Origin of the sequence: Streptomyces sp. ADI95-16, assembly GCF_003721495.1 — a bacterium.
Lineage (GTDB): Bacteria > Actinomycetota > Actinomycetes > Streptomycetales > Streptomycetaceae > Streptomyces > Streptomyces goshikiensis.
Map to the genome: position 1 here is coordinate 5,761,589 of NZ_CP033581.1, position 12,484 is coordinate 5,774,072.

At 71.7% G+C, this 12,484-nt stretch carries 13 protein-coding genes and 1 pseudogene; 10 read left to right on the forward strand and 4 right to left on the reverse strand.

Annotated features, from left to right (window positions below):
• Nucleotides 1-38: 38 nt before the first annotated feature.
• The 4 genes from leuC to EES41_RS25905 all read left to right on the forward strand — a co-directional run bounded on the left by leuC (nt 39) and on the right by EES41_RS25905 (nt 3,244).
• Nucleotides 39-1,463 carry a 3-isopropylmalate dehydratase large subunit gene (gene leuC, locus EES41_RS25890; protein ID WP_123080514.1) on the forward strand — a complete coding sequence of 475 codons (1,425 nt, stop codon included), beginning with the start codon at nt 39-41 and terminating at the stop codon, nt 1,461-1,463.
• Between the two features lie 3 nt (nt 1,464-1,466).
• A complete protein-coding gene (gene leuD, locus EES41_RS25895) occupies nt 1,467-2,060 on the forward strand; it encodes a 3-isopropylmalate dehydratase small subunit (protein WP_123080515.1) in 594 nt (197 codons plus the stop codon).
• 137 nt (nt 2,061-2,197) lie between these two features.
• Nucleotides 2,198-2,425, forward strand: a complete 228-nt coding sequence (locus EES41_RS25900) for a hypothetical protein (protein ID WP_008739877.1) — start codon at nt 2,198-2,200, stop codon at nt 2,423-2,425.
• 144 nt (nt 2,426-2,569) lie between these two features.
• Nucleotides 2,570-3,244 carry an HU family DNA-binding protein gene (locus EES41_RS25905; protein ID WP_123080516.1) on the forward strand — a complete coding sequence of 225 codons (675 nt, stop codon included), beginning with the start codon at nt 2,570-2,572 and terminating at the stop codon, nt 3,242-3,244.
• A 308-nt stretch (nt 3,245-3,552) separates the two neighbouring features.
• Here the strand turns inward: EES41_RS25905 and cofC are convergent.
• Nucleotides 3,553-4,152 (reverse strand): annotated as a pseudogene (gene cofC / locus EES41_RS25910) (2-phospho-L-lactate guanylyltransferase); the annotation flags it as partial.
• A 243-nt stretch (nt 4,153-4,395) separates the two neighbouring features.
• Between cofC and EES41_RS25915 the strand changes: the two are divergent.
• Genes EES41_RS25915 through EES41_RS25925 form a run of 3 tightly spaced genes read left to right on the forward strand, consistent with a single transcriptional unit; the run spans nt 4,396 to nt 7,352 of the window.
• Nucleotides 4,396-5,148 (forward strand): 1-acyl-sn-glycerol-3-phosphate acyltransferase, encoded by a 753-nt coding sequence (locus EES41_RS25915; RefSeq protein WP_123080518.1) that lies wholly within the window; start codon nt 4,396-4,398, stop codon nt 5,146-5,148.
• Nucleotides 5,145-6,155: an NAD(P)H-dependent glycerol-3-phosphate dehydrogenase gene (locus EES41_RS25920; protein ID WP_123080519.1), complete on the forward strand. Its 1,011-nt coding sequence runs from the start codon at nt 5,145-5,147 to the stop codon at nt 6,153-6,155. The genes EES41_RS25915 and EES41_RS25920 overlap by 4 nt, the downstream gene beginning before the upstream one ends.
• A 39-nt stretch (nt 6,156-6,194) precedes the next feature.
• Complete coding sequence (locus EES41_RS25925) at nt 6,195-7,352, forward strand: D-alanine--D-alanine ligase family protein (RefSeq protein ID WP_123080520.1); 1,158 nt, start codon at nt 6,195-6,197, stop codon at nt 7,350-7,352.
• 93 nt (nt 7,353-7,445) lie between these two features.
• Here EES41_RS25925 and EES41_RS25930 read toward each other — a convergent pair whose 3' ends face one another.
• Nucleotides 7,446-7,946, reverse strand: a complete 501-nt coding sequence (locus tag EES41_RS25930; protein WP_123080521.1) for a DUF3515 domain-containing protein — start codon at nt 7,944-7,946, stop codon at nt 7,446-7,448.
• A gap of 23 nt (nt 7,947-7,969) precedes the next feature.
• The gene (locus tag EES41_RS25935; protein WP_030028650.1) at nt 7,970-8,203 is read right to left on the reverse strand and encodes an Lrp/AsnC family transcriptional regulator; all 234 of its coding nucleotides are present in this window, start codon (nt 8,201-8,203) and stop codon (nt 7,970-7,972) included.
• A gap of 245 nt (nt 8,204-8,448) precedes the next feature.
• Between EES41_RS25935 and EES41_RS25940 the strand changes: the two genes are divergently transcribed.
• The gene (locus EES41_RS25940) at nt 8,449-9,432 is read left to right on the forward strand and encodes a thiamine-phosphate kinase (protein ID WP_123080522.1); all 984 of its coding nucleotides are present in this window, start codon (nt 8,449-8,451) and stop codon (nt 9,430-9,432) included.
• Nucleotides 9,429-10,232 carry a bifunctional hydroxymethylpyrimidine kinase/phosphomethylpyrimidine kinase gene (gene thiD / locus EES41_RS25945; RefSeq protein ID WP_123080523.1) on the forward strand — a complete coding sequence of 268 codons (804 nt, stop codon included), beginning with the start codon at nt 9,429-9,431 and terminating at the stop codon, nt 10,230-10,232. The genes EES41_RS25940 and thiD overlap by 4 nt, the downstream gene beginning before the upstream one ends.
• Nucleotides 10,233-10,365: 133 nt before the next feature.
• Here thiD and rpmB read toward each other — a convergent pair whose 3' ends face one another.
• Nucleotides 10,366-10,551 (reverse strand): 50S ribosomal protein L28, encoded by a 186-nt coding sequence (gene rpmB, locus EES41_RS25950; protein WP_007266795.1) that lies wholly within the window; start codon nt 10,549-10,551, stop codon nt 10,366-10,368.
• 249 nt (nt 10,552-10,800) lie between these two features.
• Here rpmB and EES41_RS25955 point away from each other — a divergent pair, with 249 nt between their 5' ends.
• Nucleotides 10,801-12,474 carry a DAK2 domain-containing protein gene (locus EES41_RS25955; RefSeq protein ID WP_123080524.1) on the forward strand — a complete coding sequence of 558 codons (1,674 nt, stop codon included), beginning with the start codon at nt 10,801-10,803 and terminating at the stop codon, nt 12,472-12,474.
• The last annotated feature ends 10 nt before the right edge of the window (nt 12,475-12,484 follow it).

The window sequence follows — 12,484 nt, forward strand, 5'->3', positions numbered from 1 at the left end:
AACCACTGGACCCGGGACGGTGAGCCGGAGGGAAAGCGATGGGTAGGACACTCGCGGAGAAGGTCTGGGACGATCATGTCGTCCGGCGCGCCGAGGGCGAGCCCGACCTCCTCTTCATCGATCTGCACCTGCTGCACGAGGTGACCAGCCCCCAGGCCTTCGAAGGTCTGCGGCAGGCCGGCCGCAAGGTCCGCCGCCTGGACCTCACCATCGCGACCGAGGACCACAACACCCCCACCCTCGACATCGACAAGCCGATCGCGGACCCGGTCTCCCGGGCCCAGCTGGAGACGCTGCGGGCGAACTGCGCCGAGTTCGGCGTGCGCCTGCACTCGCTGGGCGACGTCGAGCAGGGCGTCGTCCACGTGGTGGGACCGCAGCTGGGACTGACCCAGCCCGGCACCACCGTGGTCTGCGGCGACTCCCACACCTCCACCCACGGCGCCTTCGGCGCGCTGGCCTTCGGCATCGGCACCAGTCAGGTCGAGCACGTACTGGCCACCCAGACGCTCCCGCTGGCCCGCCCCAAGACGATGGCCATCACCGTCACCGGCGCGCTGGCCGAGGGCGTCACCGCCAAGGACCTGATCCTGGCCATCATCGCCAGGATCGGCACCGGCGGCGGCCAGGGCTACATCCTGGAGTACCGCGGCGAGGCCGTCGAGAAGCTGTCGATGGAAGCCCGCATGACCATCTGCAACATGTCGATCGAGGCCGGCGCCCGCGCGGGCATGATCGCCCCCGACCAGACCACCTTCGACTACCTCCGGGGCCGCGACCACGCCCCCGAGGGCGAGGACTGGGACGCGGCGGTCGCCTACTGGCGGACCCTGCGCACCGACGACGACGCCGTCTTCGACGCGGAGGTCGTCATCGACGGCACCGCGCTGTCCCCGTTCGTCACCTGGGGCACCAACCCGGGCCAGGGCGCGCCGCTGTCGGCCAACGTCCCCGACCCCGCTTCGTACGAGGACGCTTCGGAGCGCCACGCCGCCGAAAGGGCCCTGGAATACATGGGGTTGGAGGCCGGACAGCCGCTGCGGGAGATCAACGTCGACACCGTCTTCGTAGGTTCCTGCACCAACGGCCGCATCGAGGACCTGCGCGCCGTCGCCGGCATCATCGAGGGCCGCAAAGTCGCCGACGGCGTACGGATGCTGGTCGTTCCGGGCTCGGTCCGCGTCGCGCTCCAGGCCGTGGAGGAGGGCCTGGACAAGGTCTTCAAGGAGGCCGGCGCCGAATGGCGGCATGCGGGCTGTTCGATGTGCCTGGGCATGAACCCCGACCAACTGGCGCCCGGTGAGCGCTCCGCGTCCACCTCCAACCGCAACTTCGAGGGCCGCCAGGGCAAGGGCGGGCGCACCCACCTGGTCTCCCCGCAGGTGGCCGCGGCCACCGCGGTGCTGGGCCATCTGGCCTCGCCCGCCGATCTGTCCGACGCCACCGCGACCGCCGGAGTCTGAACCATGGAAGCCTTCACCACCCACACCGGCCGGGCCGTCCCGCTGCGCCGCAGCAACGTCGACACCGACCAGATCATCCCGGCCCACTGGCTGAAGAAGATCACCCGCGACGGGTTCGAGGACGGGCTCTTCGAGGCCTGGCGCAAGGACCCCGAGTTCGTCACGAACCGCCCGGAGCGCGCGGGCGCGACCGTGCTGGTCGCGGGTCCCGACTTCGGCACCGGTTCCTCGCGCGAGCACGCCGTGTGGGCCCTGCAGAACTTCGGCTTCAAGACGGTCATCTCCTCCCGGTTCGCCGACATCTTCCGCGGCAACTCGCTGAAGAACGGTCTGCTGACCGTGGTCCTGCCGCAGGAGACCGTCGACCGGCTGTGGCAGCTGACCGAGGCCGACCCGACCGCCGAGATCACGGTCGACCTGGTCGCCCGCCAGGTCCGAGCGGAAGGCGTCGAGGCCGAGTTCGAGCTCGACGACAACGCCCGCTGGCGTCTGCTGGAGGGGCTGGACGACATCTCGCTCACCCTTCAGAACGAAGCGGACATCGCGACGTACGAAAGTGCCCGGCCCGCCCACAAGCCGCGCACCATTCGGGCCTGATTCCGGCCTGATCAGCGCTTATTCGCCCTCGGGTGATCATGAAGACAACACTGTGCCCCCCGCCCTCCGGCGGGGGGCACAGCTGTGTGTTGAGGCCCCGTGAGGCGACAACTCGCCCCAGATGGCACAATCTGTGCATGGAACGCGACAGTCAACTTGAGCTCTACGAACTGGTCGCGGACCGATTGAAAGAAGCACACACAAGGGTGCGCACGCTGCAAGTCCCGGAGGGCGTAAGGATGGCGCTGTCCCGGAAGCTGTTGGTCGTCACGGCCGCGGCGAAGCATGATCTCGCCGATGCGGCAAGGCGCCTGGACAGGTTGATGAAGGACCTCGACGAGGGTCGATTCCCTGAAGGCGACTGATGCGAAGGAACTCCGTAACGGCCTACAACGTTGCGGCACTAGGGTGATTAGCCCGTTTCGTGTTTGATTTGCGGTATATATCCGCCTAACGTGCGAAATAAGCTTGAACACATTCGTTCTGGCGAAGTCTCCGAAGGGGAAGACGTGAACAAGGCGCAGCTCGTAGAAGCGATTGCCGACAAGCTGGGCGGCCGCCAGCAGGCCGCGGACGCCGTCGACGCGGTACTGGACGCCATCGTCCGCGCGACCGTCGCGGGCGACCGGGTCTCGGTCACGGGCTTCGGCTCGTTCGAGAAGGTCGACCGCCCGGCCCGTTACGCCCGTAACCCGCAGACCGGTGAGCGCGTCCGGGTCAAGAAGACCTCCGTGCCCCGTTTCCGTGCGGGTCAGGGGTTCAAGGACCTGGTCAGCGGCACCAAGAAGCTCCCCAAGGGTGGCGAGGTGTCGGTGAAGAAGGCCCCCAAGGGCAGCCTCACCGGAGGTGCTTCCGCGACGGTCAAGAAGGCCGTGGCCAAGAAGGCCACCACCGCCAAGAAGGCGGCGGCGAAGACCGCGGTCGCGAAGAAGACCGTCGCCAAGAAGACCACGGCCACGGCCGTCAAGAAGGCCACCGCGAAGACCGCAGTGGCGAAGAAGGCCACGCCGGCGGCGAAGAAGGCCACCGTCAAGAAGGCGGCCGCCACGGCCAAGAAGACCGCGACCACGGCCAAGAAGACCGCTCCGGCGGCCAAGAAGGCCACCGCGAAGACCACCGCGCCCGCCAAGAAGGCGACGGCGCGCAAGACCACCGCGAAGAAGACCACGGCCCGCAAGAAGTAAGGGCAGCAGTCACACACGCCGGGCCGGCTTCCCCTCAGGTGGGGAAGCCGGCCCGCGGTGCGTTTTTTCGGGGTGTTTCCCCAGGTCGGACGGGGGGTGGCTCAGAAGGTCTGGAGGGTGATCAAGGTGATCCGCAGACCCGCCCCCTCGCCGTCCGTCTCGATCCGGACCCGCTGCCCGGGACGCAGCAGGCGCAGGCCGCCCGCCTCGAACGCCGGGGCCTCGAAGGGCACCGGGGTGCCGTCGTCCAGCAGCACGCTGCCGCTTCGGGTCTGGGAGTCGTACGTGTACGCGGTCGCCTGCATACGGGCACTGTATCGGGCCGTGTGCCGCCCCACGCCGAGGGCGAGGGCGGTCCGCAGGTCCGCCGCCGTGTCCACGTCCCGGCGCACGCTGTCGACACCCGCCAAGGTCATTTCCACCGCCCCCGAAGCGGAATGCCGCGCCCGGGACGGGCCGCCGAACGAGGGTGCCAATTCCACGTCCGGAGCAGCGGAAAGCAAGGTCGTCCCGATTCCCGCCGCATCCGCCAGAAATGCCCGGGGAAATACCGAAGCGGTTTCGAGCACGCGTAGCAATTCCGGCGGCCGCAGCGCCGGCAGATCCGCGTTCATCGCGGCCACCGCGCAGCCCGGGCGGCCCGCCCGGGCCGCCCGCGCCCCGTGGGCCAGGGCCGCGTTGAGCCCGGCGCCCGGGGCGTCCGCGACGATCCGGGCGCCCAGCCGGGCCAGTTCCGATCCGGCCAGCGAATCGTCCGTGACGACCACCACATCGGCGACCGCCGCGCAGGCCAGGGCCCCCGCCACGGTGTCCTGGGCGAACGCCAGCGCCAGCCCCGGCCGGGACGCGCCCACCGCCACCGCCAGCCGGCTCTTCCCCACGGCCAACGGCTTCAGCGGGACCACCAGGCTCCATACGCCGCTCGTGGCCGACTCCTTCCCCTGCGACGCGCTCGCGCGCCTCCGTAGACCATGGCCGGGTCATGGCCTGGTCATGCGTCGGCCCATTGTCGCCTTCGCCCGGGCCACCCGGGGGTTCGCGGCCGCGAGCGGGGCGTACGGTGTTCTCGACAGCGACCGGAATCCAGGGCCACACTTGTCCGGCCTACGAGGTGCCCAATCCACGCACCGGTCCTAGAGGAAGGTGTTCGAGTGTCCCGCCGCAGAATCGGCTTCTGGTACCGCCTGGCAGCGGTGATCGCGAAACCGCCGCTGGTAGTGCTCTTCAAGCGGGACTGGCGGGGAATGGACCACATTCCGGCCGAGGGCGGATTTATCACCGCCGTCAATCACAACTCGTATCTGGACCCGCTGTCGTACGCGCACTTCCAGTACAACACCGGCCGGGTGCCGCGATTGCTCGCGAAGGCCGCCCTCTTCAAGGTGCCTTTTGTCGGCTCGATCCTGCGCGGGTCCGGCCAGATCCCCGTCTACCGGGAGTCCACGAACGCCCTGGACGCATTCCGGGCCGCCGTGACCGCCATCGAGAGCGGCGAATGCGTGGCCTTTTACCCCGAGGGCACCCTCACCCGGGACCCCGACATGTGGCCGATGGCCGGCAAGACCGGCGCCGCCCGCGTCGCCCTGGTGACCCGGGCCCCCGTCATTCCGGTGGCCCAGTGGGGCGCGAACCTCGCGATGCCGCCCTACGCCAAGGAGAACAAGCTCCGGCTGTTCCCGCGCAAGACCCTCCAGGTGAAGGCCGGACCGCCCGTGGACCTCTCCGAGTTCTACGACCGCGAACCCACCCCGGACGTCCTCAAGGACGCCACCGAGACCATCATGGCGGCCATCACCGAGCTCCTGGAGGAGCTGCGGGGCCAGCAGGCGCCCGCGGAGCCGTACGACCATCGCAAGGCCAGGGCGGAACAGCGGCGCAAGGCCGCGGGGGAGGACATCAAGTGACACGTCCCGTGAAGGCAGCCGTCTACGGAACCGGCTCCTGGGGCACCGCCTTCGGCATGGTGCTCGCCGACGCCGGCTGCGAGGTGACCCTGTGGGGCCGCCGCCAAGAGGTCGTCGACGCCATCAACGGCGGCCGGACCAACCCGGACTACTTCCCCGGCGTCGAACTGCCCGCGAACATGCGCGCCACCTCCGACGCCGCCGAGGCCGCCCGCGGCGCCGACTTCGCCGTCCTGGCCATCCCCTCCCAGACCCTGCGCGGCAACCTCGCCGAATGGGCCCCGCTGCTGCCCGCCGACACCGTGCTCGTCTCCCTGATGAAGGGCATCGAACTCGGCAGCGCCAAGCGGATGAGCGAGGTCATCGAAGAGGTGGCCAAGGTCCCCGCCGGGCGCGTCGCCGTCGTCACCGGCCCCAACCTCGCCCGCGAGATCGTCGCCCGCCAGCCCGCCGCGTCCGTCGTCGCCTGTGTGGACGAGGCCGTCGCCCAGCGGCTCCAGGCCGCCTGCCACACCCCGTACTTCCGCCCGTACACCAGCACCGACGTCATCGGCTGCGAACTCGGCGGCGCCGTCAAGAACGTCATCGGCCTCGCCGTCGGCATCGCGGACGGCATGGGCCTCGGCGACAACACCAAGGGCTCGCTCATCACCCGCGGCCTCGCCGAAGCCACCCGGCTGGGCCTGGCCATGGGCGCCGACCCGCTCACCTTCTCCGGCCTCGCCGGCCTCGGCGACCTCGTCGCCACCTGCTCCTCACCGCTCTCCCGGAACCACACCTTCGGCACCAACCTCGGCCGCGGGATGACCCTGGAGGAGACCATCGCGGTCACCAAGCAGACCGCCGAGGGGGTCAAGTCCTGCCAGTCGGTGGCCGATCTGGGCCGCCGTCACGGAGTGGACATGCCGATCACCGACACCGTGGTGGAGATCGTCCACCACGGCAAGCCCCCGCTGGTCGCGCTCAAGGAACTGATGGGACGCAGCGCCAAACCGGAACGCCACTGACTCCATTCCGGACGTGTGAGCGGGTATCGTCGTGGCGATATGAGCAGCGAGAACCTCCCCCAGACCCCTGAGCAGCAGGGCCGCAAGCCCCGCGTGGCCGTCGTGTTCGGCGGCCGCAGCTCGGAACACGCCATCTCGGTCGTCACCGCGGGCGCCGTGCTGCGCTCCATCGACCGGTCCAAGTACGAGGTGCTGCCCATCGGCATCACCACCGACGGCCGGTGGGCGCTGACCGCCGACGAGCCGTCCCGGATGGCCATCGCCGACCGGAAGCTCCCCAACGTCGACGACCTCGCCGACTCCGAGGACGGCGCCGTCGTGCTCTCGGTGGACCCCGCCAACCGCGAGGTCGTCTACACCGAGCCGGGCGCCGTCCCCAAGGCCCTGGGCGAGGTCGACGTCGTCTTCCCGGTGCTGCACGGCCCGTACGGCGAGGACGGCACCCTCCAGGGGCTGCTGGAGCTCGCCGGGATCCCGTACGTCGGCTCCGGCGTCCTCGCCTCGGCCGTCGGCCAGGACAAGGACTACATGAAGCGGGTGTTCACGTCCTTCGGGCTGAACGTCGGCCCGTACCTCACCATCCGCCCCCGCGAGTGGACGCGCGACGCGGACGCCACCCGCGGCCGGATCCTGGACTTCGCCGCCGAGCACGGCTGGCCGCTGTTCATCAAGCCCGCCCGGGCCGGCTCCTCGATCGGCATCACCAAGGTCGACGACGTCTCCGGCCTGGACGAAGCGGTCCGCGAGGCCCAGCGCCACGACCCGAAGATCATCGTCGAGGCGCTGCTGCGCGGCCGCGAGATCGAGTGCGGCGTGCTGGAATTCGAGGACGGCCCGCGCGCGAGCGCACCCGCCGAGATCCCGCCGGTCTCCAGCCACGACTTCTACGACTTCGAGGCGAAGTACATCGACTCCGCCTCCGGAATCGTGCCCGCCCCGCTCACCCCGGAGCAGACCGCCGAGGTGCGGCGGCTCGCGGTCGAGGCCTTCGAGGCCGCGTCCTGCGAGGGCCTGGTGCGTGCCGACTTCTTCCTCACCGAGGACGGCACCTTCGTCATCAACGAGATCAACACCATGCCGGGCTTCACCCCCATCTCCATGTACCCGCGCATGTGGCAGGAGTCCGGAGTCGAGTACCAGGAACTGGTCGACCTCCTGATCCAGGCCGCCCTGCGCCGCCCCACGGGGCTGCGCTAGCCGCGCGCCCACCCGTACGACACAGCGACCGCCCGCCGGGATTCCCGGCGGGCGGTCGGTGTGCGAAGGGGCGCGCGGCCCTTGTCAGGACGATCAGTACGAGGAGACGCCCTCCGGGACGGTCCCGGCGACGGCGGCGGAGAGCCCGACGAGCATCCCCGCATCCGTGGCATGCTCCTTGTCGACCCGGACCTCGGTGTACGCGAGGCGCAGCCCGGTGATGAACCGGAACCCCCCGCCGGCACTGTCGGGGACCTGCTCCAGCAGCCACCGGACGCCGTTGACCTCGACGCCCTCCTGCTCCGGATCAGCCATCTCGGGGGGTTTGGGGATACCGCACCGCAGTACGATCGCCGAGCCGCCCCACGCGGCCGTCAGATCCGACGCGGGCCGGGTGGTGGTCCGCGCCAGGCCGGCCACCGTGTCGGGGAGCTTCTCGTGCAGTGCCGCACAGAGCTTCGCGACCTCGGCGGGCGGCGTGGGGGGCGGATCCACCCGGGCCTCGTCATCGCCCGGTGTGCAGCCCGCGAGGGCCAGTACGGCCGCCAGGGCGGGCAGGGCGAGCAGACGGAAGGGCCGGTGGTCGAAGGACATCACCGGCCAAGAGTAGACGGGGGCTACAGATGGACCACCGGGCAGGTCAAGGTGCGGGTGATCCCCTCCACCTGCTGGACTTTGGCGACCACCATGCGGCCGAGTTCGTCCACGGTGTCGGCCTGGGCGCGCACGATCACGTCGTACGGGCCCGTCACGTCCTCGGCCTGGATCACCCCCGGGATCTGGCCGATGGACTCGGCGACGAACGACGCCTTGCCCACCTCGGTCTGGATAAGGATGTACGCCTGTACCACGGAACCTCCAGGGCGGCCACGAGGATCATTTCCCCTAACCTTCGGATGGGCCCAGGCAGATCGGGCGGGCCCGGGGAAGAAGGGACGCCACGGTACCGCGTCGCCGAGCGTCACGGGGAGACCCGGGGGCCCGGCGCCACGCACGGCGGGGCGTACGGAGAGCAGAAGTTGACGTATCTGTTGACGGTACCCAGAGCTGTGACGGCTCGCGACCGCAAGCGGACTGGGCAAGAAGGGGCACAGCGATGAAGGGCACTGTGGGCGAGCTGGGGGAGTTCGGGCTCATTCGGGAGCTCACCTCACGGCTCACCACCACCCCGGCGGTCCGGCTCGGACCCGGCGACGACGCCGCGGTGGTGTCGGCCCCCGACCGGCGGGTCGTGGCGAGCACGGACATCCTGCTGGAAGGCAGGCACTTCCGCCGCGACTGGTCCACCGCCTACGACGTCGGCCGCAAGGCCGCCGCGCAGAACCTCGCCGACATCGCCGCCATGGGCGCGGTGCCGACCGCGCTGCTGCTCGGCCTCGTCGTCCCGGCCGAACTGCCGGTCACCTGGCCCACCGAGCTGATGGACGGCATCCGCGACGAATGCCAGGTCGCCGGCGCCGCCGTCGTAGGCGGCGACGTCGTCCGCGGCGACACCATCACCGTCGCCATCACCGCCCTCGGCGACCTGCGCAACCACGAGCCCGTGCTGCGCTCCGGCGCCCAGCCCGGCGACGTCGTGGCCGTCACGGGCTGGCTCGGCTGGTCCGCCGCCGGCTTCGCGGTGCTCTCGCGCGGCTTCCGCTCCCCGCGGGCCTTCGTCGAGGCGCACCGGCGCCCCGAGCCGCCGTACCACGCCGGCCCCGCGGCCGCCGGACTCGGCGCCACCGCCATGACGGACGTCAGCGACGGCCTGATCGCCGACCTCGGGCACATCGCCGAGGCCAGCAAGGTACGGATCGACCTGCGCTCGGCGGCCGTGGACATCCCGACCCAGATGCACGACATCGGCCAGGCCGTCGGCGTGGACCCGCTCCAGTGGGTGCTCACCGGCGGGGAGGACCACGCCATCGTGGCGACCTTCCCGCCCGACGTGAAGCTCCCCGCCCGCTGGAAGGTCATCGGCGAGGTGCTGAACCCCTCCGCGCAGCCCCAGGTGACCGTGGACGGCGCGCCCTGGCACTCCACCGGGGGCTGGGACCACTTCGGAGCCGACCCGGTCGCCGAGGACGGCGCCCGGTGACCGCCGCCCCGCCGCTGTGCCTGACCGTCGCCGGATCCGACTCCGGCGGCGGCGCGGGCATCCAGGCCGACCTCAAGACCATGCTGGCGCTCGGCGTCCACGGCATGAGCGTGGTGACCGCCGTGACCGCGCAGAACTCGCTCGGGGTGAAGGGTGCCTGGGAACTCCCCGCCGAGGCCGTCAGGGCCCAGTACCGGGCCGTGGTGGACGACATCGGGGTGGGGGCGGTGAAGACCGGGATGTTGTCCAGCGCCGTGCTGGTGGAGACGGTGGCCGAACTGCTGGCCGGAACCGCCGCCCCGGCCGTCGTGGACCCGGTGGGCGTCTCCAAGCACGGGGACGCGCTGCTCGCCCCCTCGGCGCTGGAAGCCGTGCGCAAGGAGCTGCTGCCGCGGGCCACCGTGGCCACCCCGAACCTGGACGAGGTCGAACAGCTCACCGGGATCGCCGTGACGAGCGAGGACGACATGCGGCGGGCCGCCGACGCCTTCCTCGGGTACGGGCCGCGCTGGGCGCTGATCAAGGGCGGTCACCTGGCCGCGCACGCGGGCGAGGCGGTGGACCTGCTCACGGACGGGGCCGACGAGCTCTGGCTCCGGGCGCCCCGCCACGACAACCGGCACACGCACGGCACGGGCTGCACCCTGGCGAGCGCGATCGCGGCCGGCCTCGCCAAGGGCCTGGAGGTCCCGGCGGCCGTCACCGAGGCCAAGGAGTACGTCACGGGCGCCATCGCCGCCGGATTCGCCCTCGGCGGCGGCATCGGCCCGGTGGACCATGCCTGGCGGTGGCACCGCTGAACCGGCGCCGCGCACGGGCCGGGTCAGGTCCGGGTCAGGGTCCGGGCAGCGTCCGGGCAAGGCAAAAGGCCGGTCCACCAGGGTGGACCGGCCTTCTTGGCAACCGGAAAGGGCTGCGCTACGACGGGTGGCGTCAGCGCGAGACCTTGCCGGCCTTGATGCACGAGGTGCAGGCGTTGAGGCGCTTCGGCGTCCCATTGACCACGGCACGGACGCGCTGGATGTTCGGGTTCCAGCGACGCGAGGTGCGGCGGTGCGAGTGGGAGATGTTGTTGCCGAAGCTCGGCCCCTTGGCGCAAACGTCGCAGTTGGCAGCCACAGGTCACTCCAAAGACTTCAGATGCACTTACAGTGAAATCCGGCGCACCGGATCAGAAGTCTGCGAAGTCTGAGTGGTTTGCCGGGGGAATGGCCCGACTTTCATCGGGCAACCGGAGCAGCATACAACGACTGCGTCCGTCCAAGAAAACTACCATGGCCGCCGCCGACCCCGCCCCGGGGTCCCGGGGCGGCGGCCGTCCTTCGTTACCCTGCGGTGAACCCTGGCCCGCACGAGGAGGAACGCCCGGTGCCGCACGAGCCCCAGCCGCAGCCCGCCGAAGAGCTCGACGCCGAAGCGGTGCGCACCTGGAGCTCGCTCGCCCTGGCCGCACTGGGCCGGGCCCGCGAGGACATCGACGCGATCAACGTCTATCCCGTCGCCGACGCCGACACCGGCACCAACCTCTACCTGACCGCCGAATCCGGCGACCGCGCGCTCGACGCCGTCTTCGGGACCGGGGGGACCGGACCGGCCGGCGTGAGCGACACCACAGCCCCGCCCTCCCTGCCCGAGGCGGTACGGGCCTACGCGCACGGCGCCCTCATAGGCGCCCGCGGCAACTCCGGGACGATCCTGGCGCAGCTGCTGCGCGGGGTGGCCGACGTACTGGGCACCGAACCCGAGGGCCGCGGCCCCGCCGGGCTGCTCGCCCAGGCGCTGACCCGGGCCGCCGAAGAGGCGTACCGGGCCGTCGCACACCCCGTCGAGGGCACCATGCTCACCGTCGCGACCGCCGCCGCGCGCGCCGGGGAAGCCGCCCTGACCACCGCCGGGACCGCCGCCGAGGTGGCCCGGGCCGCCTACGACGGGGCCCGCGCGGCCCTGGCGCAGACCCCGGGCCAGCTGGCCGCGCTGGGGCGGGCCGGGGTGGTCGACGCCGGGGGCTGCGGGCTGGTCGCCGTACTCGGGGCGCTCTGGCAGGCGCTCTCCGGGCAGGAACCCGGGCAGGAACCCGTCCGCGGGCGGGCCGTGCCCGTACCGCGGACGCCCGAGCCGTGCGCCGAGGAGCAGGGCGGGCCCGCGTACGAGGTGATCTACCTGCTGGAGGCCACCGAGGCGGCGGTCACGGCGCTGCGCGCCCGGCTCGACGGACTCGGCGACTCCCTGGTCGTGGTCGGCGGCGACGGGCTCTGGAACGTCCACGTCCATGTCGACGACCCCGGCGCCGCGGTGGAGGCCGGGGTGGTCGCCGGGCGGCCGTACCGGATCCGCATCACCCATTTCGGCGACGAGCGCCGCCGCGGCCGGGGCGAACGCGCCCAGCGGGCCGTGGTCGCCGTCGTCCCCGGCGAGGGGCTCGCCGGGCTCTGCGCCGAGGCGGGCGCGACCACCGTGCTCACCCGGCCCGGGGAGGAGCCGACCGCCGCCGCGCTGGCCGACGCCATCTCGCGGGCCCACGCCCGCGAGGTGGTGCTGCTGCCGGGCGGCGCCGACGGGCGGGCGGCCGCCGGGGCCGCCGCCGAGCAGGCCCGCGCCGACGGCGTCCGGGTCGCGGTGATCCCCACCCGGTCCGCCGTCCAGGCCCTGGCCGCGCTCGCCGTGCACGACCCGGAGGGCAGCTTCGACGAGGACGTGGTCGCCATGACCGCCGCGGCCGGCGCCACCCGCTACGCGGAACTGGCCGTCGCCGAAAGCCGGTCCTTCACCTCCGCCGGCATCTGCCAGGCCGGGGACGTCCTCGGGCTCATCGACGGGGACGTCGCCGTCATCGGCGCCGCCCTGCCGGAGACCGCCGAGGCGGTGCTGGAGCGGATGCTCGGCTCCGGCGGCGAACTCGTCACCCTCGTCCTCGGACCGGAGGTGCCCGACGCCCTCGCCGAGCACCTGGAGGCCTACGTACAGCACGGGCACCTGGCCGTGGACACCGTCACCTACCGCGGCGGACGGTACTCGCCGCCGCTCCTCATCGGGGTCGAATAGCCGGGTTGTC

Excerpts from the sequence above, each read along its gene's own strand:
- leuC (WP_123080514.1), top strand. The coding sequence starts at position 39 with ATGGGTAGGACACTCGCGGAGAAGGTCTGGGACGATCATGTCGTCCGG.
- leuD (WP_123080515.1), top strand. The coding sequence starts at position 1,467 with ATGGAAGCCTTCACCACCCACACCGGCCGGGCCGTCCCGCTGCGCCGC.
- EES41_RS25900 (WP_008739877.1), top strand. The coding sequence starts at position 2,198 with ATGGAACGCGACAGTCAACTTGAGCTCTACGAACTGGTCGCGGACCGA.
- EES41_RS25925 (WP_123080520.1), top strand. The coding sequence starts at position 6,195 with ATGAGCAGCGAGAACCTCCCCCAGACCCCTGAGCAGCAGGGCCGCAAG.
- EES41_RS25930 (WP_123080521.1), bottom strand. The coding sequence starts at position 7,946 with ATGTCCTTCGACCACCGGCCCTTCCGTCTGCTCGCCCTGCCCGCCCTG.
- EES41_RS25940 (WP_123080522.1), top strand. The coding sequence starts at position 8,449 with ATGAAGGGCACTGTGGGCGAGCTGGGGGAGTTCGGGCTCATTCGGGAG.